At 67.3% G+C, this 20,730-nt stretch carries 18 protein-coding genes and 1 riboswitch; of the genes, 6 read left to right on the forward strand and 12 right to left on the reverse strand.

The features are described from left to right. Positions 1-43: 43 nt before the first annotated feature. Positions 44-139, reverse strand: a riboswitch (glycine riboswitch). A gap of 92 nt (positions 140-231) precedes the next feature. The 6 genes from NN2_RS12045 to NN2_RS12070 all read right to left on the reverse strand — a co-directional run bounded on the left by NN2_RS12045 (position 232) and on the right by NN2_RS12070 (position 4,157). Further along, positions 232-822: a MerR family transcriptional regulator gene (locus NN2_RS12045; RefSeq protein WP_051024556.1), complete on the reverse strand. Its 591-nt coding sequence runs from the start codon at positions 820-822 to the stop codon at positions 232-234. Positions 823-1,016: 194 nt separating this feature from the next. Next, a complete protein-coding gene (locus NN2_RS12050) occupies positions 1,017-1,490 on the reverse strand; it encodes a bifunctional nuclease family protein (protein ID WP_030517724.1) in 474 nt (157 codons plus the stop codon). Positions 1,491-1,569: 79 nt separating this feature from the next. Continuing rightward, the gene (gene ftsR, locus NN2_RS12055; RefSeq protein ID WP_174554964.1) at positions 1,570-2,343 is read right to left on the reverse strand and encodes a transcriptional regulator FtsR; all 774 of its coding nucleotides are present in this window, start codon (positions 2,341-2,343) and stop codon (positions 1,570-1,572) included. A gap of 54 nt (positions 2,344-2,397) precedes the next feature. Continuing rightward, a complete protein-coding gene (odhI, locus tag NN2_RS12060; protein ID WP_036500944.1) occupies positions 2,398-2,868 on the reverse strand; it encodes an oxoglutarate dehydrogenase inhibitor Odhl in 471 nt (156 codons plus the stop codon). 219 nt (positions 2,869-3,087) lie between these two features. Next, positions 3,088-3,486 carry a glycine cleavage system protein GcvH gene (gene gcvH, locus NN2_RS12065; RefSeq protein ID WP_063013135.1) on the reverse strand — a complete coding sequence of 133 codons (399 nt, stop codon included), beginning with the start codon at positions 3,484-3,486 and terminating at the stop codon, positions 3,088-3,090. Between the two features lie 101 nt (positions 3,487-3,587). Then, positions 3,588-4,157: a CDP-alcohol phosphatidyltransferase family protein gene (locus tag NN2_RS12070; protein ID WP_036500985.1), complete on the reverse strand. Its 570-nt coding sequence runs from the start codon at positions 4,155-4,157 to the stop codon at positions 3,588-3,590. Between the two features lie 272 nt (positions 4,158-4,429). Here NN2_RS12070 and NN2_RS12075 point away from each other — a divergent pair, with 272 nt between their 5' ends. Continuing rightward, a complete protein-coding gene (locus NN2_RS12075) occupies positions 4,430-6,124 on the forward strand; it encodes a GMC oxidoreductase (RefSeq protein WP_063013136.1) in 1,695 nt (564 codons plus the stop codon). Positions 6,125-6,269: 145 nt separating this feature from the next. Further along, positions 6,270-7,163, forward strand: coding sequence for a nuclease-related domain-containing protein (locus NN2_RS12080; RefSeq protein WP_030517729.1), 894 nt, complete (start codon positions 6,270-6,272; stop codon positions 7,161-7,163). A 32-nt stretch (positions 7,164-7,195) separates the two neighbouring features. On the opposite strand, the gene NN2_RS12085 is transcribed toward NN2_RS12080, so the two are convergent. Next, the gene (locus NN2_RS12085) at positions 7,196-7,927 is read right to left on the reverse strand and encodes a phosphatase PAP2 family protein (protein ID WP_245658665.1); all 732 of its coding nucleotides are present in this window, start codon (positions 7,925-7,927) and stop codon (positions 7,196-7,198) included. Positions 7,928-7,992: 65 nt separating this feature from the next. After that, positions 7,993-10,014, reverse strand: coding sequence for an acyl-CoA dehydrogenase family protein (locus NN2_RS12090; protein ID WP_082856935.1), 2,022 nt, complete (start codon positions 10,012-10,014; stop codon positions 7,993-7,995). A gap of 200 nt (positions 10,015-10,214) precedes the next feature. Here NN2_RS12090 and NN2_RS12095 point away from each other — a divergent pair, with 200 nt between their 5' ends. Further along, positions 10,215-11,597 carry a threonine/serine exporter family protein gene (locus NN2_RS12095; protein ID WP_063013138.1) on the forward strand — a complete coding sequence of 461 codons (1,383 nt, stop codon included), beginning with the start codon at positions 10,215-10,217 and terminating at the stop codon, positions 11,595-11,597. Between the two features lie 28 nt (positions 11,598-11,625). Here the strand turns inward: NN2_RS12095 and NN2_RS12100 are convergent, their stop codons facing one another. From NN2_RS12100 to NN2_RS12115, 4 genes are all read right to left on the reverse strand, one after another. Next, positions 11,626-12,345 carry a TetR/AcrR family transcriptional regulator gene (locus tag NN2_RS12100; protein WP_030517733.1) on the reverse strand — a complete coding sequence of 240 codons (720 nt, stop codon included), beginning with the start codon at positions 12,343-12,345 and terminating at the stop codon, positions 11,626-11,628. A 126-nt stretch (positions 12,346-12,471) separates the two neighbouring features. Beyond that, positions 12,472-13,707, reverse strand: coding sequence for a cytochrome P450 (locus tag NN2_RS12105; RefSeq protein ID WP_063013140.1), 1,236 nt, complete (start codon positions 13,705-13,707; stop codon positions 12,472-12,474). A 186-nt stretch (positions 13,708-13,893) separates the two neighbouring features. Beyond that, positions 13,894-15,738, reverse strand: coding sequence for an asparagine synthase (glutamine-hydrolyzing) (asnB, locus tag NN2_RS12110; RefSeq protein WP_063013142.1), 1,845 nt, complete (start codon positions 15,736-15,738; stop codon positions 13,894-13,896). 243 nt (positions 15,739-15,981) lie between these two features. Continuing rightward, entirely contained in the window at positions 15,982-16,287 is a 306-nt protein-coding gene (locus NN2_RS12115) for a hypothetical protein (protein ID WP_245658667.1), read from the reverse strand. 276 nt (positions 16,288-16,563) lie between these two features. Between NN2_RS12115 and NN2_RS12120 the strand changes: the two genes are divergently transcribed. The 3 genes from NN2_RS12120 (at position 16,564) to NN2_RS12130 (ending at position 20,716) form a co-directional block, all read left to right on the forward strand. Continuing rightward, positions 16,564-17,313, forward strand: a complete 750-nt coding sequence (locus tag NN2_RS12120) for a helix-turn-helix domain-containing protein (protein ID WP_063013144.1) — start codon at positions 16,564-16,566, stop codon at positions 17,311-17,313. 392 nt (positions 17,314-17,705) lie between these two features. After that, the gene (locus NN2_RS12125) at positions 17,706-18,386 is read left to right on the forward strand and encodes a biliverdin-producing heme oxygenase (RefSeq protein ID WP_063013146.1); all 681 of its coding nucleotides are present in this window, start codon (positions 17,706-17,708) and stop codon (positions 18,384-18,386) included. Positions 18,387-18,703: 317 nt separating this feature from the next. Beyond that, the gene (locus NN2_RS12130; RefSeq protein ID WP_063013148.1) at positions 18,704-20,716 is read left to right on the forward strand and encodes an SDR family oxidoreductase; all 2,013 of its coding nucleotides are present in this window, start codon (positions 18,704-18,706) and stop codon (positions 20,714-20,716) included. Positions 20,717-20,730 lie beyond the last annotated feature (14 nt).

Genomic DNA, 20,730 nt, shown 5'->3' on the forward strand with positions numbered 1-20,730 from the left:
GGGCGGCCCGCATTGTGTGCGGCCGCCGCTTTCCAGAGGCGTCGAACTCCGTACGGTCCCTGATGCCTGAGAGATTGACGGGGAGGTGCTGCTCCTTCGGCGTCCGGGACGAAACCCGGAACTCTCCCGCACGGCGGCGACGCACCCTCAGTCTAAGCGGTGCGCGGTAAACGCCATGTTTCCGACCCAGCTCAGCACGCAGTCGGCTGCATCACATTCGGCGAGCGACGACTATCCGGTCTTGCGGTTCTCGCGTGCCTTGCGCCGGTAGGCCAATTCGTCCTCGGGCCGGTCGCTCGCCTCGTGGGTCTCGGCGCGTTCGGCCGGGAAGTTGGCGATCGCGCCGGTCAGCTCGCGCATGGCCCCGCTGACGGCGATACCGAAGACGCCCTGACCGCCCTGCAGTAAATCGACGACCTCTTCCGGCGAGGAACATTCGTAGACGGTGGTGCCGTCGGAGAACAGCGTGATCCCGGCCAGATCCTCGACCCCGCGGCTGCGCAGATGATCGACGGCGATGCGGATGTTCTGCAGTGAGATCCCGGCGTCGAGCAGCCGCTTGACGATCTTGAGAACCAGGATGTCCTTGAAGGAGTACAGGCGCTGACTGCCGGAACCGGTGGCGCTGCGAATCGAGGGGACGACGAGCCCGGTGCGGGCCCAGTAGTCGAGCTGCCGGTAGGTGATACCGGCCACCTGGCAGGCGCTGGGAACGCGGTAACCGACCAGCTCGTCGGGCACCGTGTCGTCAGGGAACAGCCCTGGCTGCACGACCGCGGTGGGCCGCGGGTCGGGTGCTGGTTGCTGCGGTCGGTCTCCCACTGCTACTCCCTCACTGCATCGCCGAAGAAGAACAACGGCCTAACTGTCGAGGCTACTCTGTCGATTGTCTCGGCAGCACGGGCATGGAGCCAAACTCCGCGTGCGGCGTGTTTCTCACCCTCTACGTGAGGTATAGAGCACAGTCGAGATCACCTGACCGTCATACGCGGTCGCCGGTAACCCGGGCGAGAAGCTCAGCTGTCGGTGGCCTTGAAATCGTCCGGTGACACCGACTCCAGGAACTCCTTGAACTTCTCCACCTCGTCCTCGCGTTCGTCGGGCATCACCAGCCCGGCTTCCTCGAGGACCGGTTCCTCCGCGTAGATCGGGCAACCGACCCGCAAGGCGATAGCTATCGAATCCGACGGACGTGCGGAGATCCGCACGTCGTTGTCGAAGACGAGGTCGGCGTAGAAGGTTCCCTCCTGCAAATCCACGATTCGCACCTCTTTCAAGGTGTGGCCGAGGTCGTGGATCAGGATCTTGATCAGGTCGTGGGTCAGGGGCCGGATCGGGGTCACCCCCTCCTGCTCGAGCACGATGGCGGTCGCCTCGGCCTGACCGATCCAAATGGGCAGATAACGGTCGCCCGACTCTTCACGCAGCAGCAACACGGGCTGGTTCTGGGGCTGCTCGACCCGGATGCCGATCACACGCATTTCACTCATCGCACTGGCCTCCCATACTCGCCGGCCGCCCGCACGAGCCCAGCTGGGCAGGCCGTATCACCGAGTCTAGGCGAAGAATTCAGCCGCCGAGGGAAGCCCGCACCGACGTCTTCACCAAGCTGGTATGCAGCGTCAGCGACAACGCCGCCAACTCGCGTACGGTCTCCTCGGCGCGGGCCCGGGCATCGGCGTCGCGGCTCTTGGCTATCGGCGCGGCGATCTGGGCGATCATGGCCGCCTCCCGGTCCGCTGCCAGCTTGAACGCCCGCAGATGCCGTGCCTCCAAACCGAATTCGCTCAGCGCCTGGGCGGTGCGAGCCAAGGTGACGGCCTCGGCGTCGAAGAATCCGGCAGCGCCGGGCGTGATGAGCCCGGCGCGTATCAGTTCGGTGAGAAATTTCTCATCTATCCCGGCCTGCTCCAGCAGATCGGCACGCGTGACGCGCATTTCGTGATCGAGACGCAATTCGTCCGGCGACACCTCGCCGGACACCACACCCAGCCGCCGGGGCGCCGCGGGGGCGCCCACCGTGCGGGTGGACTCGGGCGCACGCCCCGAGCCGTCCACACCGGCGCCGTCGGCCCGGGCCCGCGCCTCGCGCACACCCAGGGTCGCCGCGCCGCGGTCGATCGCTTCGAGCTGCTCCTTGATCACCTTCAGCGGCAGATACTGATCCCGCTGCGCGGTCAGCACGAATTTCAGCCGCTCGACATCGGCGACCGAGAATCTGCGATATCCCGAAGGCGTGCGCTCCGGGCGGATCAGCCCCTCCGATTCGAGGAAGCGGATCTTGGAAATGGTGATGTCCGGAAAATCCGGACGCAGCAGGTCCAGCACGGAGCCGATCGACATTCCTCCGCGTGTCCATTGCGCTGCGCCAGTCATCAGTGGAATCCGCCTCGGCCGTTATGCGCTCGGCTCGTTGACCTGCGGTCGCGGTCCGGTCAGGAAGACCAGCCGGAACTTGCCGATCTGCACCTCGTCCCCGTTCTGCAGCTCCGAGGAATCCACCGGCTCCCGGTTGACGTAGGTGCCGTTCAGGCTGCCCACGTCGACGACCTGGAAGGTGTCCTCGTCCTGCCGGAACTCCGCGTGCCGACGGGACACGGTGACATCGTCGAGAAAGATGTCGCTGTCGGGGTGACGGCCCGCCGACGTGGTGGGCTGATCCAACAGGAACCGCGACCCCGCGTTGGGACCGCGCTTGACCACCAGCAGGGCAGCACCCGCGGGCAGCCCCTCGACCCCTTGCACCGGCTGCTCGCCGGTCTGCTCACCGGAGCGCGACGCGTCGACCTCGTTGAGGAAGTCAGCGCGGAACACCGAAGTCGTTTCGGCCGCGCTCTCCCCGTATCCCGGGTCTTTGTTCTCGCTCACCCTTGCTCTCCTCCTCGAACCGATTTTCCGTACCGGTATCCGGCGCCAATTCCGAGCGCACTGCCCTCACCGTCGCCACCCATCGCGACAGGCTGTCGCGCTGTCAGGTGTCACCGGCAAGTTCCGGCAGAGTTCCCGGCACCGGCCGCCGGCACATCTGTTGGCATTGACCGTACCCTGCTGGGCCGCACCCGTGCAGGTAGAACTGGGAAGGCTGACTCAGCCCTCGATAACTCCTTGGTAACCTGCGGCATCGAGCAATGCACCGAGGGCGGTATCGAGTGCCTCGGCGTCGTCGATCTGCAGCTCGAACATCCATCCGTCGCCGTAGGGATCGGTGTTCAGCGATTCCGGCTCGGAGTCGAGATCTTCGTTCGCCGCAACGACTTTCGCGTTCAGCGGAGCGTAGATCTCCGAGACGCTCTTGGTCGATTCGACCTCGGCGATCGCCTCGCCGGCCGACACCACGGTGTCGACTGCCGGCAGCTGCACGAACACCACATCACCGAGCTGCGACTGCGCGAAATCGGTGATACCGACCCGCACGCGGTTCGGCGCGATCCGCTGCACCCACTCGTGTTCCTCGGTGTAGCGAAGATCCTCGGGAAGGTTGGTCACAGGCTGATTCCTCTCACGGGGCGTCCTTTCACGGGTGTCGGCCGACCGGCGTTCGGCACAACTCTATCGACCCGTGCCGACACGTCGGATCGCCACACCCGCTACGAAGTTGCTCGCGGCGCAACAGGTATGGTCCGGGCGACGGCGAAGGCCTTGCGCAGATACAGCAGACCCGTCCACACGTAGACCGCCGTACCCCACCACAGCAGCGCCCAGCCGAAGGCCCGGCCGAAACCGGCCGCCGCCCAATCCATCTGGCCGGCCAGCAGCCACGGCAGCGCCGACATCAGCGCGAAGGTGGCCGCCTTGCCGAGGTAGATGACCTCCGGCGGATCGAGGTTGCGGCGGCGATAGATCGGCAGCGTCGCGCTCAGGATCAGGTCGCGGCCGATCAATACGACGACGAACGGCCACGGCAGGATTCCGCGCACCAGCAGGCCGAGCACGGTGGCGATGAGATACAACCGATCCACCAACGGGTCCAGCAGCGCGCCCAGCCGCGAGTACTGATCGAGCAGCCGCGCCAGCTTTCCGTCGAGGTAGTCGGTGACGCCACTGGCGACCAACAGCGCGAACGCCCAGCCGTCGGCATGCAGGACCAGCAGCAGCCAGAGGAAGACCGGCACGCCGATCAGCCGCAGCACACTCAGCACGTTCGGCACGGTGAGAATGCGGTCGGTCTCCGTGCCGACCGCGGCGTCCGCGGACTCGCGCGCGGGCTCCGGGGGCTCGGAGGCCTGATGGTCGGGGCCGGACCCGCCGGCCGGTCGGTTGCTCACGCCTGTTGCTTACCCGAACCGATCCCGCCGCGCCATTCGGGCACGCCGCGACGGGTACGGCGGCACGATAGGTTTACCGGTCGCATCCGCCCGGATGGCACACTAGCGAGTGACACAATGAGTCGTAAACCGTTTCATTGTGAACGCGGTGACGAGAGGAAGACATGCCCGACTTCGACTACGACGTGGTGGTGATCGGCTCCGGCTTCGGTGGCAGCGTCAGTGCGCTGCGCCTCACCGAGAAGGGCTATCGGGTGGCCGTTCTGGAATCCGGCCGGCGCTGGCCCGCGGAGGCCATTCCGAATTCGAATTGGAATGTGCGCAAGTCGATCTGGGCGCCGCGCCTGGGCCTGACCGGGCCGCAGCGGATCAGCGTGCTCGGCAAGTGCGCGGTGTTCTCCGCCGCCGGTGTGGGCGGTGGCTCGCTGATCTACGGCAACACCCTCTACGAACCGCTGCCGAACTTCTACACCGACAAGCAGTGGGCCCATATCGCCGACTGGCGCAGTGAACTGTCCCCCTACTACGACCAGGCCAAGCGGATGCTGGGCGTGGCGCCCAATCCGCGCGTCACGCCCGCCGACGAGGTGATCCGTTCCATCGCAGACGATCTCGGCGTGGGTGATACCTATCACCCCACCAACGTCGGCGTGTTCTTCAACGAGGAGCAGCCCGGCGTCGAGGTCGACGACCCCTACTTCGGCGGCGCCGGCCCGCGCCGCAGCGGCTGCATCCACTGCGCGCGCTGCTTCACCGGCTGCCCGCACAACGCCAAGAACACCACCCCCACCAACTACCTGTACCTCGCCGAACAGGCCGGTGCGAAAGTGTTCGAGCTGACCACGGCGACGCGCGTGCGTCCGATGGTGGGCGGCGGCTACGCCATCGAGACGCAGCGTTCGGATCGCTGGGTTCGCAAGGGCCGCAAGACTTTCACCGCCGAACAGGTCGTCTTCGCCGCCGCGGCGCTGGGCACCCAGAAGCTGTTGCACAAGATGCGCGACGACGAGGTGCTGCCGAACCTGTCGCCCCGGCTGGGCGAGCTGACCCGCAGCAACTCCGAGGCCATTCTCAATGTGGTCAGCCGGCAGCGCAGCGATTTCGCCGAGGGCATCGCCATCACCTCCTCGATCCATCCCGAACCCGACACCCACGTCGAGGTCTGCCACTACGGCAAGGGGCAGAACGCGCTGTTCCCGATGTCGGTGCCGATCGTCGACGGCGGCGCGTTCCGGTTCCTGCGCTTCCTGCTGGCCATCGTGCTGCACCCGCTGGTGTTCGCGCGCAGCCTCAACGCCCGCCACGCCTCGGAGAAGTCGGTGATCCTGCTGGTGATGCAGTCGCTGGACAATTCGCTGACCTCGTTCCGCCGCTGGGGGCAGCTGAAGACCAGACAGGGCACCGGACAACCGAATCCGACCTGGATTCCGCTGGCTCACGAGGTCGGCCGCCGGTTCGGGGAGAAGGTCGACGGCGACGTGCACGGCCTGGTCATGGACGTGTTCAACATCCCCGCCACCGCGCACTACATCGGCGGCTGCGTGATCGGCGAAGGACCCGAAAGCGGTGTGGTGGACCCGTATCAGCGCGTATTCGGCCATCCCGGACTGCATATCGCCGACGGATCCGCCGTCACCGCGAACCTCGGGGTGAACCCGTCGCTGACGATCACCGCGCAGGCCGAACGCGCGATGGCGTTCTGGCCCAACAAGGGTGAACCCGATCCGCGGCCGGAACTGGGCGCGGGCTACCGCCGCATCGACCCGGTCGCCCCCCACTACGCCACCGTGCCCGATACCGCGCCCGGAGCGCTTCGGCTGCCCATCGCGCCGATCGATCCCGCGCCCGCCGAGCGCTGACGGTCTGCATACCGGGCGCCTTCGCCACTGCCCCGCCGGGCGGCGAAGGCGCGATATGCCGACACCGGCGCGTCGAAGTCTCCCCCGGACCCGTAGTGCCCCTTATGCTTTCCGGTATCGGGTGTCGACGGAAGGGCGGTCGCCAATGCTCGTGCGAGTGCAGAACGCGGCCGGGACCCTGGCCGAGCGGGTCCTCATCGACTGGTTGCGTACCTGGAAGGGGCCGGGTGACCCGCAGGGTGTGGCAACGGTCAACTGCAGCCTGTTCTACGCCGACCGGCTGCATCAGTTCGATGCGGTGATCTGGACGCCGACCACCTGCGTGGTGATCGAGGCCGAGGCCTTGGTCGAGCGGGTGAGCGGCGACCTCGAGGTCCCGTTGAACGGGCCGTGGCGGGTCGGCGGGCACGTGGTGAGTTTCGAGGGCGGCGATCGCGGCACACCGCTGGACCGCTCCCGCGAGCACACCCACGCACTGCAGAACTGGCTGGCCGAACGGGGCCTGGGCCAGCGCGTGGTGCAGGGCGTGGTCGTGGTGGTGCCGCCGCACGGGGCCCAGCCGACGATCCGCCAGCTGTGGAACGATCCCGGCTTCCAGGTGGTGCTCGGCGACGATCCCAGGCGGCTGGCCGATTGCCTGACCGCGCTCACCTCGCAGGGCAGGGCGCAGTGGACGGTCAACGAGGTCGCGCTGACCTTCCGCGGATTGGGCATTCTGCCGTATCTGCCCGCCCCGCAGGATCTCGTCGCCGAGGGTTTCGGCGGACCGGTGGACACCACGCTGTGGTACGGCGGCCCGCAACAGGCGCAGGCGGAAGCGTTCCTGGAGGAACAGGCCCACGCCGATCAGTCCTACGGGCGCCCCGTCGCGATCACGATGCCCTGGTACAGCCCGTGGAACCTGTATCCGAAGGAGGCGGACCGCATCGATCCCGGCCGGGCGGTGCTGCGCATCCTGCTCGCGATCGGCATGCTCGTCGGCGCTGCCTGGGTGGTCTGGTTCGTGATCTCGCTGGTCCTGAACTTCGGCCCCGGCTGAGCCGGACCGGCGGCGCCCGCCGCGGGCATCCCTCAGGCCGCGGGCGTGCCCGCCGTACGATCGCTGCCCCCCGCGGCATCCTCGCCCGACTCCGCCTGTGCACCGGCACCGGACTCGCCGGCGGCCTCCGCCCGGAGCGGCCGGGTCTCGAACCGCGTGCGCAGTGCCGTCGTCACCGCCCAGCATGCGGTCACCGCCGCGACGGCGAACGCGGTGCCGCCGACGACATCGGTCGGATAGTGATAGCCGAGACCCACCATGCCCACCGCCACGGCCGCCAGCGCGAGTACGGCGACCACGCCGAGGACGAGGCGCAAGCGCACGGTGGCGGCGACGAGCAGCAAACCCGTTGCGATGGCGACGAATTGGACGGAGTGCCCACTCGGGTAGGCGAGATAGTGCTGTAAATGCCTGTCCCACAGCGGTTTCAAAGCCCAGGTGTTGATCGCGACCACCAGCTCCGGGACGAGCACCAGAAATCCGGCACCCCACCAGTCGCGCCGGCGGGCGCAGTAGAGCACACCGATCAGCAACAGCGGCAACATGATATAGGCGTCGCTCGGTACCACCAGCGCGTCGTAGACGCCACGATGCGCGTCCAACCCCTCGTGCACGCGATCGTCGATCGCGCGATCGAACGCCGTCGGCCCCCCGCCGGCGGGGAAGCTCAGCGGAACCGTCACGGTGATCAGCAGGCCGATCAGGGTGACGGCGGCGGCAACGACATGCGCTCGATATCGAGCGACCGGCGGTGGAGCGGGCACCTGTCGACCATAGCCGCGCCCGGCCACCGCCCCACCGTCACCGGCCGCCGATATCGAGCGTGGGTTCACGCGCCCTGATGCGCGCTCGCGTCGTCGAGCATCGCCGCGCGCAGCATGGCCTCGGGCACGCCGAGCGCTTCGACGAGTGTGGCCGACTCCGGCCGCAATCGGTCCACGAGTTCGTTGACACCGCGGCGCACCGACTTGGCCCGATCCACCGACATGAAGCGGTGCATGATGTACCAGGCCTGATTCTGTTCGATGGTGGAGTACACGAACAGATCGCAGACGGTGTCGGCCAGCGCTCGCGCGTCGGGATCCTCGATATCGGCGATGCCCTCGATGAACGCCTCCAGCACCAGCCGGTCGATATGCGCCTCACCGGCGGCGAGGATGTGGTCCTGTGCGTTGTTGAACGCCTCGAACGGCCCGGTCTCCTCGGCCCGCGCGCGCAGCCGGTGCGCGGCGGTGCGGGTCAGATAGTCCTCGCGGTCGGCGAACAGCTGCAGCTGCACCGAACGCCGGGACAGATCGCCCTCGTCGACGCCGTCGTCGGAGCGGTCGCGCAGGCGCTGGATGAGCTGGCGCACACCCGAGGTCTCACGCACCACGTCGCGGGCCATGGTGGCCGCGAATTTCACCCAGCCGAGCGCGTCGAGATCGCGCACCTCGTCGGAGTAGGCGGTGAGCAGCTCCTTGGCCACCAGCTGGGTCAGCACCACGTTGTCACCTTCGAAGGTGGTGAACACGTCGGTGTCGGCCTTCAGGGTGACCAGCCGGTTCTCGGTGAGATAGCCTGCGCCGCCGCAGCATTCGCGACATTCCTGGATGGATCGGGTGGCGTGGCGGGTCTGGGCGACCTTCAGGCCGGCGGCCCGCTTCTCCAGCGCGCGCTGCGCCTCCGGGTCCAGATTCTGCCCGGTCTGCACCAGGTGCATGCGCCGCACCAGATCGTTCTGGGCGAACGCCAGCGCGAACGCGCGCGCGACATGCGGGAACAGCCGGCGCTGATGGCTGCGATAGTCCAGCAGCAGGATTTCGCTGCCGTCGTCCGGATCGGAGAACTGGCGGCGCTTGTCGCCGTAGCGCAGCGCGATACTCAACGCCACCCGCGCACCGGCGGCGGCCGCGCCGCCGACACTGATCCGTCCGCGCACCAGTGTGCCCAGCGTGGTGAAGAACCGGCGGCTCGGGTTCTCGATATCGGAGCGGTAGGTCCCGTCGGGTTCGACGTCGGCGTAGCGGTTGAGCAGGTTCTCCCGCGGGATCCGGACGTGGTCGAATTCGATGCGACCGTTGTCGACGCCGGGCAGACCGCCCTTGAGACCGCAGTCCGAGGTGGTGACCCCGGGCAGGTCGTTGCCCTCCTCGTCGCGGATCGGGACGAGGAAGCAGTGCACGCCCTTGCTCTCGCCGCCGGTGATCAGCTGGGCGAAGACGGCCGCCATCCGGGCGTGTTCGGCGGCGCCGCCGATGTAGTCCTTGCGGGCGGAGGCGGTCGGGCTGTGCACCACGAACTCACCGGTCGCCGGGTCGTAGGTGGCGGTGGTCTCCAGATTCGCCACGTCGCTGCCGTGCCCGGATTCGGTCATCGCGAAACAGCCGAGCAGATCCAGCGACAGCAGCCGTTTGACGATGTCGGTGTGGCGGTCGGTGCCGAGGTTTTCCACCGCGCCGCCGAACAGACCCCACTGCACGCCGGCCTTCACCCACAGCGACAGATCGGTGTAGGCGAGCATCTCCAGGCCGGTCACGGCCCCGCCGGGATCGCCGGTGCCACCGTGCTCCAGACTGAAACCTTTTTCCGCATAACCGAATTCGGCGATGAGGCGCATCTGGTCCAGTACTCGCGCGCGAGCCTGGCGGTAGTCGAGGTAGGGATCACCGAACAACCGGTCGTCGACCAACTGCCTTCGCGCCTGTTCGCGGACCTCGCGCCACGGGCCGTCGAGCGCGGCCCGCAGATGGTCGGCGGTCGACTTCCCGTTCTTCGATATCCCGGTGCTCGATGTCCCGGCCTCCGACTGCGCGGAGTCCGATCTCACGGAATCTGCTGCTTCAGTACCCGTAGCCGTATCGGTGCCCATGGTTATCGACTGTAGCGGGACTGGGAAGCACCGACGATAACCAGCGGTTTGCTCTATTCGCCGCTTCCGGCGGCGTGAGGGAGCTGACCCCGGGCCGCGCGGCGACTCCGGCTACCGTGTGCAGTGTGACAGATGAGTTGGAGCCCGAACTCGTCCGCACGGGGCCGGAAACCCGGCCGAGTTCGTTGTGGCATCGGGCGATGGGAGCGGTAACCGATCGGCTGGTCGCCCAGCGGCGCGCCACGGTGGACTCGGTGGTCGAGGCACCGGCCCCGCTGAAGCCGATCGATCTCACCGACGACGCCGCGGTAACCGAGGTGCTCGACCTGGCCGAGCGAGTCGGCGAGGTGGTGCTCGCGTCGGGCACCGCCGTGACCGACACCAGCACACAGGTCGAATTCATCGCCGCGACATACGGTTTGGCGCAGTGCGATATCGATGTGACCTACAACTCGATTCGCATCTCCGCCGATCGGGGTCCGTCGCTGCCGCCCGCCAGCACCATGCGGGTGGTGCAGTACCGCTCGCTGGACTTCACTCGCCTGTCGGCCGTCGACCGCCTGACCCGGCGGATCCGCCGCGAGGTGGTGCCGCCTCAGGAGGCGCACGCCGCCCTCGACGCGATCACCACCGCCCCGCACCCCTACAACCGGTGGGTCGCCACCTTCGGCTGGTCGTTGCTGGCGGCGTCCATCGCGCTGTTGCTGGGTGGTGGCGTGCTGGTCGCGGCCGTGAGTTTCGCCACGACGTTGCTGATCGACCGATGCAACCGCGAGCTGAACAAGCGCGGCCTGCCCTTCTTCTTCCAGAACATGATGGGCGGCATCATCGCGACCCTGCCCGCAATACTGCTGCAGACCTTCGCCGAGGGGTTGGAGACCAATCCCAGCGTGATCGTCGCGGCCGGGATCACCGTGCTGCTCAGTGGTTTACAGCTGGTCGGTGCGGTCGAGGACGCGATCACCGGCGCACCGATCACGGCCGCCGCCCGCATGCTGGAAGTGCTGGTCATGACCGGTGCGATCATCGGCGGGGTCGGTTTGGCACTGCGCGGAGCGCAAGCCTTCGGCGCCCAGGTGCCGCCGATCGACATGTCGCCGTCCTACGACATCACCAATCTGCCGTTGAAGATCACCGCCGGTGCGGTGGCGGCGGCGGCGTTCGCGCTCGCCTGTTATGCCGAGCGCCGGGCCCTCGCCGTCGCCGCCATCAGCGGTGCGGGGATCACCGTGTGCTACCTGTTCGTGCAGCACGCCGGTTTCGGGCCGGTGATCGCGGCCGCGGTCTCGGCGACCGCGATCGGTCTCGCCGGTGGTCTGCTGGCCCGCCGCGCGGTGACGCCCCCGCTGGTCGTCGCCATCGCGGGCATCACTCCGCTGCTTCCCGGTCTCAAGGTCTATCGCGGCCTGTTCGCCCTGATCAACGACGATCTGCTGGTCGGGCTGAATCAGATGTTCGCCGCGCTGGTAGTCGGCTGTGCCCTCGGCGGCGGTATCACGCTCGGCGAGTGGTTCGCCCGGTGGCTGCGCCGGCCGCGGATCCTGCGGCGGGTCACCGGGGTGCGCCCCGACGACTTCACCTGAGACCGCCGGGTTCGCGGCCCGGGATGCCTCAGGCCGCGAACCCGATGGAGCGGGCCAGATCGGCCAGCGTCGCATCGAACAGCGCATCAGGGTTGCCGACCGGCATCGGGTAGTTGCCGAAGACTTCGAGGGTGACATGCCCGTACAGCCGAGCCCAGAACTGGATCATCAGATAGGTGACACCCAGGTCCAGCTTCTCGGCCGGGAATTTCTGCCCCGATTCGGCGAGCACGGTGAGCAGTTCGGTCTGGAATCCGATGAGGTCTTCGCGCAGCGCGTGCGGGATCACATCGGTCGGCGGGGTGACGATGTCGTAGGTGGTCAGCAGCCGGCCCGCGGCCTCCAGGAAGATGCGGCCGAACGGTTCGTCGAATTGCCGCATGGCGCTGGCCGACCCCCCGGCCGGCGAGGCGAAGACGAGCGTGAACTCGTGGGCGTGAGCCAGGGCCCACTGCCGGAAACCCTTGCAGATGGCGAACAGCTGGACCATGCCGTCCTCGGGCAACTCGGCCACCTGTTCGGCGAGCTCCTGGGCCAGGTCGGCGCAGATATCGCTGCGCAGCGCACCCACCAGGTCGTCGCGGGAGGCGTAGTACCGATACAACGCGGGTGCGGTGATACCCAGCTCACGCGCGATGGCGCGCAGGGTCACCGCCTCGGGTCCCTGCTCCACCAGGAGCGTGCGGGCCACGCGCCGGATGTCGGCGTCGCTGACCGCGGGCATCCGGCCCCGTCGTGCGGCTGTCATGCGTCGTCCTTCGTCGCATGCGCACCGGCCCCGACGTCACGGGTACGTCGAGGCCGGTACGCACGCTGTGTCCTGGGCCGCCGGAGACCGGGGACGCCGAGGGCGCTGCCCCGGCGGCCGCGGCGCTCACTCGTAGGCGACCTGCCAGCTCTTGATTCCGTTCAACCAGCCCGAGCGTAGCCGGACCGGCTCGGAAACCTCACGCAGGTTGGGCATCACGTCGGCGATGGCGTTGAAGATCAGATCCAGCTGCAGCCGGGCCAGGTTGGCGCCGACGCAGTAGTGGGTGCCGGTGCCGCCGAAACCCACGTGCGGGTTCGGGTTTCGCATGATGTCGAAGTCGAACGGCTTGTCGAAACGTTCCTCGTCGAAGTTCGCCGAGGAGTAGAACAGGCCGACCCGCTGGCCCTTCTTGATGGCCTGACCGCCGATTTCGGTGTCCGACAACGCGGTTCGCTGGAACGCGATGACCGGGGTCGCCCAGCGCACGATCTCGTCGGGCGCGGTGCGCGGCCGCTCGGCCTTATAGAGCTCCCACTGCGCCGGGTTGTCCACGAAGGCCTTCATGCCGTGGGTGGTGGCGTTGCGCGTGGTCTCGTTACCGGCCACGGCCAGCAGGATGACGAACCACGCGAACTCCTCCGAGCCCAGCGCCTCACCCTCGATATCGGCGTTGAGCAGCTGGGAGACGATGTCGTCGGCCGGGCATTTGCGCTTCTCCTCGGCGAGGTTCCACGCGTAGCCCATGACCTGGGCGTTGGCCATCTTGTAGCTGTCGGCGTACTCGGGGTCGTCGTAGCCCATCATCTGGTTGGACCACTCGAACAGCTTGACGCGATCCTCCTGCGGCACGCCGAGCAGTTCGGCGATGGCCTGCAGCGGCAGCTCACAGGCCACCTGCTGGACGAAGTCGCCGCCGCCGGTCTTCTTCGCCTCGTGCACGATCCGCTCGGCCCGCTCGCGCAGCGCGGCCCGCAGGCTCTCCACCGCACGCGGGGTGAAGCCGCGCGAAATGATGCGGCGCAGCTTGTCGTGCGCAGGCGGATCGGTGTTGACCAGCATGGCCCGCTGGATCTCGATCTCCTCGCGGGTGATGTCGCCCTTGAAACGGATCACCGCGGTGTTCTCGTGGGTGGAGAAGACCTCGGAGTTCTTCGAGATCTCCTTGATGTCGTCGAGCCGGCTCACCACCCAGTAGCCGCCGTCGTCGAATCCACTCACTCCGTTGGGCTGGTCGACCCACCACACCGGGGCGGTGCGGCGCAGTTCGGCCCATTCGGCCACGGGCAGGCGCTGCGACAGCAGATCGGGGTCGGTGAAATCGAAATCGTGACTGATGGACGGCAGAGACGGCGCGGACACGGTACCTCCTTTGGAACACGTTCCTATGGAGTGAACCACACCACACCCGTTTTGTGAACACCTATTAGTAAATAATGTTCACGTGCTTGTTCCGGCGCGCGAGCAAACGGCTGGCAAGGTATTTGACCAGCATGGACAGCGTCCGGGCCGGCTCCGAGGGGGGACGGGGCCGGCCCGGACGAGCGCTCAATCCAGCTGCAGTTGCGGAGAATACAGCTCCAGCCAGGTGTGCAGATCGATGATGCGGTCCAATCCGGCGCGCACGGCGCTGTCGATGCCCGCCGGGTCGAGGGCAACCGCCCGCTGCAGCCACTGCCGGTCGATGAGGTCGAACAGCCGTGAATCACTCTCGGCGAGAACATGTTTCGCCTGCTGCTGCAGCACCGCCGCGTAGCCCGGATCCTGCGTCGACGGGTACGGGCTCTTGACGCGCCGCACGACCGATTCCGGCAGCACATGCTCGGCCGCATGCCGCAGCAGGCTCTTCTCCCGGCCGTCGAACGTCTTCAGCGACCACGGGGTGTTGTAGACGTATTCGACCAGGCGGTGGTCGCAGAACGGCACCCGCACCTCGAGGCCGACCGCCATCGACGCGCGGTCCTTGCGGTCGAGCAACGTGCGGACAAACCGGGTCAGGTGCAGGTGGCAAACAGTCCGCATCCGGTGTTCGACCTCGGATTCGCCGTCGAGGTGCTCGACCTCGGCCACCGCCGCGCTGTATTGGTCGGCGACGAACTCCTCGAGCCGGAGCCGTTCACGCAGGGCCGGGTTCAGGATCTGCCAGCGGGAGTCGCCGGTCAGGGCGCTGTTGAACGCGAGCCACGGAAAGTTGTCCTCCTTCAGTGCCACCTCGTCGTGGAACCAGCGATACCCGCCGAACACCTCGTCGGCCGACTCCCCCGACAGCGCCACGGTCGATTGCTGCCGGATCGCCGCGAACAGCAGATACAGCGAGGTGTCCATATCGCCGAAACCGACAGGGATGTCGCGGGCGGTGACGACCGCGCGCCGCGCCGCCGGATCGGCCAGATCCGCCGGATTCAACATCACGTCGCGATGGGCCGAGCGCACAAGGGCTGCCACCTCCCGCACGAACGGCGAATCCGGGGTGTCGCGCATCTCGTCGGGAACGAAGTTCTGCTCCTGGTTGGCGAAATCCACCGAGAACGTGCGCAATTGCTCGCCGTCGCGGGCGAGCCGGGCCGCGGCCAGGCCTGTGATCGCGCTCGAGTCCAGTCCGCCCGAGAGCAGCACGCAGCGCGGCACATCGGAGATGAGCTGGCGATCGACGATGTCGGTCAGCAGCTCACGCACCCGGGCGACGGTCCGTTCCTGGCTGTCGGTGTGCTCGACGGCATGCAGCCGCCAGTAGGTGCGGGTGCGAATTCCGTTGCGGTCCACCGTGACCAGCGTGCCCGGCAGCACCTCTTCCATCCCCTTCCACAGCGACCAACCGGGCTGTTTGGTCATGGCGAACAGCTCGCGCAGACCGTCCAGGTCGACGGTCGCGGCCGCCAGCGGGTTGGCGAGGATGGCCTTCGGCTCGGAGCCGAACAGCACACCGTCGGGGGTCGGGTAGTAGTAGAACGGTTTGATCCCCATCCGGTCGCGCACCATCACCAGCTTCTGGTCGCGCTGGTCCCAGATCGCGAAGGCGTACATGCCGTTGAGGTGGTCGACGACGGACTCACCCCATTGCAGATAGCCGTGCAATACCACCTCGGTGTCGCTGTCGGTGTCGAAGCGGTGCCCGAGTCCGCGCAGCTCCTCGCGCAGTTCACGGAAGTTGTAGGCCTCCCCCGAGTACACCATCGCTACGTCGCCGGCCGGGGTCGGTACGGTCATCGGCTGCGTCCCGCCCGGCAGGTCGATGATGGCCAGCCGTCGGTGCCCCAGTGCCGCGTGTGTACGAACGAAGGTGCCCCGCCCGTCCGGCCCGCGACAGGCCATGGTTTCGGTCATCGCGTCGACAACCCCCTGCTGCCGGGTGAGGTCGTCCGAGAACGCCACCCAGCCCGCGATTCCGCACATTCCGCCGCCTCTCAATAATTAATTAGCTTAGGGAACTATCCGTAAAACCGTTGTAACACAAGGAGTCTCGCGCGCGCCACCAGGCGTCCGACTTGTCCGAGCTTGTCCGAACTCGTCGCTTTCGCCCGAACAGTTCGGTTCGCCCGCGGCGGGCGAACGTCCGGAAACACGTTTCGCCGCACCGGACCACACCGTCCGAAACGCGCCACCACCCCCATCGTCACCCCGCCCCCACAACGGCTCTCAGTTGGGTTGCCCACCGGTAGCCCACCGCGCGAACAACAACCGCGGATTCACGGTTGCGACGTCGGCGACGGCCATCACAGAATTCAGGGCGAGAAAGTCGAAATGCTCTGTCGACGGCGCAATTACGACGTCGGCACCGGCCGCTCGAGCCTGATCGGCGAGCGGTATCCGACTCGTCTCCGGCGCCCACACCAGCCGATAGCCCAGCCGCACCGCCAGCCGCCGTACCTGAGCGATATCCCAGTCGAGACACGGCGACTCCGGATGCACCCACCCCAGCGCGACCGGGCACGCATCCCTCACGACCGCCGATCCCGGCGACGCACCTCGCCGCGCAGCGGAAGGCGCACCAGCGCGACAGTCAACACGAGCAATCCCACGGTGAGCAGGAACAAGACCCACATCGCACACACCCCTCGCTGTTCGGTTCGGAATCCCCCGGCGCCCGGAACCGAAGCTCCCGGCGCCGGAACTACGGACAGATTCGCGCGGACCACCGCCGCCGGGCGACGACGAAAACGGCGTCAATCAGCACACAAACGGGGCGACATTCAGGCGTCATTGCTCTACGGTGGGCGCATGAGAACGCCGAACGTCGCGTTGCGCGCCGCCCGCACGGCGCGGCTGCTGAGCCAAGATGATCTCGCCCGCATGCTGCGCGAGGCCGGATGCGCCAGTGCGACGAAACGACTCGTGCAGCGATGGGAATCCGGCGCGACCGCCAATCCCCGCCCGTCGCATGCGCGGGCGTTGGAACAGGTGATGCGCCTGCCCATCGAAAGCCTCGGATTCGGCGCCGTGATGGCCGGACGCAGCCTGTCCGGCGACGACACGGCCGGCCACGAAGTCCACTCAGCCATCGGTGACGTCCCCCGGGAACGCCATCCCGGCCAGTCCGCACCGCAGCCCAATTCCGGCACGTACTCCGGAATCTGGTTGTCCCGCTACGAGTTCTACTCCTCCGGCCGCGAACAGACCTTTACGTCCTCGCATTACGTGGTCGTGCTCCAGCACGAGCAGCGGCTCACCGTACGCAGCCTGCCGAAGTCGGCGGCGGGCACACTCGAACTCGACCTCACCCTCGACGGGCATATCGCGACGGGCACCTGGTCGGAAACCACGGCCCCCAGCGGCTACTACAAAGGCGCGCGGTATTTCGGGGCGATCCAACTGCTGTCCGAACTGACGGCGACCCGGCTAGCAGGCAAATGGGTGGGGTTCGGCAAGAACTTCGACGTGAACGTGGGCCCGTGGGAGCTGGTCCTGCAAGACCGATCGACATCGAAAGCCACGATCGAGAAGTTCGACCGCCCGCCCCAAAGCGATTGACCTACAAGGGTTCTGCCGCGCCACCAGCATCGCATGTTCGCCATGCTCGAGCGGGAAGACCGCGCCCACGAACGATCCACGTCCGAGGCCGGGACCGCCCGCAGACCCGCAGGGAACACGGTCGGGGGCGGTTGTGCTGAACTTTTCGTGCAAACCTCCACCAGACTGCGAGAAAACTCGCAAAGTCGGCGAGGTTTGCACGATTTGTTCACCCCGTCCGCCGCCGGCGACGAAACGGCAGTTCATCGACATCCACCGGTCGCCGCGCACACGGCCGCGCGTGGGTTTCTCGTCCGAAAGTTTGATTCCGTCACGCTTGTCGACCGGTATCGTCGGAGGCGAAGTTAGGTTACCCATACTTGTCGCCCCACGAAGCGAGGAAATCTCCGATCATGCCGGACGCCACCTCCACCGAGCAGCCCGTGCCGTTCTCCGCGCAGATCCGCTCCGCCACCGCCGAACAGCACGAACGCGCCGAGAACTCCACCTTCATGAGCGACATGCTGGGCGGCGCCCTGGACGTCCGGGCCTTCTATCGCTACACCGGCCAGCTCTGGCACATCTACCGGGCGCTCGAGGCGCACTGGGACACCCTCGCCGACGATCCGGTCGCCGGTCCGTTCATCCGGCCCGAACTCGCGCGCCTGGCGCATCTCGAGGACGATCTGGCGCATCTGGGCGGGCCGCAGTGGCGCGACGACATCGACGCCCTGCCCGCCACCGCCGAGTACGCCACCCGCATCACCGAGTGCGCACAGACCTGGCCCGCGGGCTATGTGGCCCATCACTACACCCGCTATCTGGGTGATCTGTCCGGCGGTCAGGTCATTCGCGGCACCGCGGCGAAGCTGTGGCAGCTGCCCAAGCGTGGCGACGGGGTGCGCTTCTACGTGTTCGATCAGATCGCGAGCCCGGCCGCATTCAAGCGCGGCTACCGCACCCTGCTCGACGAACTGGCCGTCGACGATCTGGAGAAGCAGCGAGTACTCGGCGAGTGCCGGCACGCCTTCGATCTCAACAGTGCCGTATTCGCGGATCTGGCAAGCGAATTCCCGGTCCGCCGCGAAGGCTGAACCGACCTCCGACGCTCTTGGACAATCGACCGGAAGGTTGCCAATAAGTAGCCAGATGCGTCTCCGAGTTACATCAAAATCGTTGTTACACATACCGATCGGCGCTCCCACGTGGTGACAAGTCCCACACCACAGGGGGCGCCGTTTGGTTGCGGGCACAACTCGCCGCCAGCTAAAGTTACTCACCAGTTAGGCACGCAGGGGTTCCTACAGCGACCTCGATTCTGATAGAGGCCGATTCGTTCAGTCCGCATCCACCGACGCATGTCGGACGAACAACGTTGTGCGACAACATGTTCGACATGCAAGGAGGGGTTATGGCCACCTATATCGTGACCGGTGGAACGGGTTTTCTGGGACGTCGCGTGGTGGAGGGATTGCTCACCTCCGATTCCGATGCCGTGGTGCACGTGCTCGTACGCGAGGCCTCGGCGGCCAAACTGGCCGAACTCGCGGCCCGATGGAATGCCACCGACCGGGTGTTTCCGCTGGTCGGAGACCTGACGGCCGAGGGACTGGGGCTGGTGGACGAACCGCCGGCCGCACAGCATGTGGTGCATCTGGGCGCGGTCTACGACATGACCGCCGATGAGGAATCCGCCTACGCGGCGAATGTGAACGGCACCCGCGCGGTGATCGCGCTCGCCACCGAACTGGATGCGATGCTGCACCACGTGTCGTCGGTGGCGGTGGCCGGTGACCATCGCGGCAAATTCTTCGAAGACGATTTCGACCTCGGCCAGAATCTCGAATCTCCTTACCACCGAACGAAATTCGCCGCCGAGCGACTGGTCCGCGAAAGCGCGGGGCTGCGCTGGCGGGTGTATCGCCCGGCCATCGTGGTCGGCGATTCCCGCACCGGCGAGATGGACAAGATCGACGGTCCGTACTACTTCTTCCCCGCGATCGCGCGGCTGGCCGCGCTCCCGGGTGGGCTGCCGCTGCCGCTGCCGGATCTCGGCGCGACCAATATCGTCCCGGTCGACTACGTCGCCCAGGCCATGGTTGAGCTCATCGGCCGCCCGGGGCTGAACAAGCGCACCTTCCACCTGGTCAACCCGCGTCCGCAGCCGTTCACCGAAATCTACGGCGCGCTGTCGCGAGCAGCCGGCGCACCCGGTGGCATGGGCCCGGTGCCGGGCAGCCACACCGCAATGGCAACGCTGAACCGGCTGCCCGGTGTCACCGCGGCGCGCGATTTCCTGTTGAGCCAGTTCGGCATTCCCGCCGAGGTCGCCCCGCACACCTCGTTCGCGTCGGAATTCGTTTCCGATTCCACCCGGGCGCTGCTGCGCCGCACCGATCTCGAGGTCCCCGCCTTCGACACCTACGCCGAGAATCTGTGGCGGTACTGGCGCGCCCACCTGGATCCCGACCGGGCGCGCCGCCACGGCGGCGGCGACCGGCTGCGCGACCGCATCGTGCTCATCACCGGCGCTTCCTCCGGGATCGGCCTGGCGACCGCGCACGCGGTGGCGCAGCGCGGCGCGACGGTGCTGATGGTGGCGCGCGGGGTCGACGAGCTCGAGGCGGCGGCCGCCCAGGTGCGCGAGCAGGGCGGCGACGCCTACAGCTATTCGTGCGACATCACCGACGAGAAGGCGGTCGAACTGCTGGTCAAGCAGGTGCTCGCCGACCATCACCATGTCGACTACGTGGTGAACAACGCCGGGCGTTCGATCCGCCGCTCGGTGCTGAACTCCACCGACCGCATGCACGACTTCGAGCGGACGATGGCCGTCAACTACTTCGGAGCGGTGCGGCTGATCCTGGCGCTGCTGCCGGCGATGCGGGAGCGCCGATTCGGCCACGTGGTCAACATCTCCTCGATCGCGGTGCAGACCAAACTGCCGCGCTTCGCCGCGTACGTGGCGAGCAAATCGGCACTGGACACCTTCAGCGAGATCGCGGCGGTCGAGAACGCCGACGCCGGCATCACCTTCACCTCGGTGCGGATGCCGTTGGTGCGCACGCCGATGATCGCCCCGACCGAGATGTACCGGTCACTGCCGGTGCACAGCCCTGAACAGGCGGCGGCGATCGTGGTGCGCGCACTCGAGGAGCGGCCCGCGCGCATCGACACTCCGATCGGCACCTTCGCCCAGGTCATCGACACGGTCATGCCCTCGGTGAAGAAGGCCATTCTGCACCAAGGCTTCCGGCGGACGGGCGAATCCACCGCGGCCAAGCACGGCCGCGCCGCCGCCGATACGGGCGAGACCGGCGGCCGCAGTCCGCTGCTCGCGCTCGCGCCGGTGGTGCAGCCGCTGATGGGTTTGCCCACCCCCGCGGCTCGTATCGTCAACCGGCTGCCCGGCCTGCACTGGTGATCCGCACCTACCAC

The sequence above is a fragment of the Nocardia nova NBRC 15556 genome (genome assembly GCF_001613005.1).
In the GTDB taxonomy this organism is placed as follows: Bacteria; Actinomycetota; Actinomycetes; order Mycobacteriales; family Mycobacteriaceae; genus Nocardia; species Nocardia nova.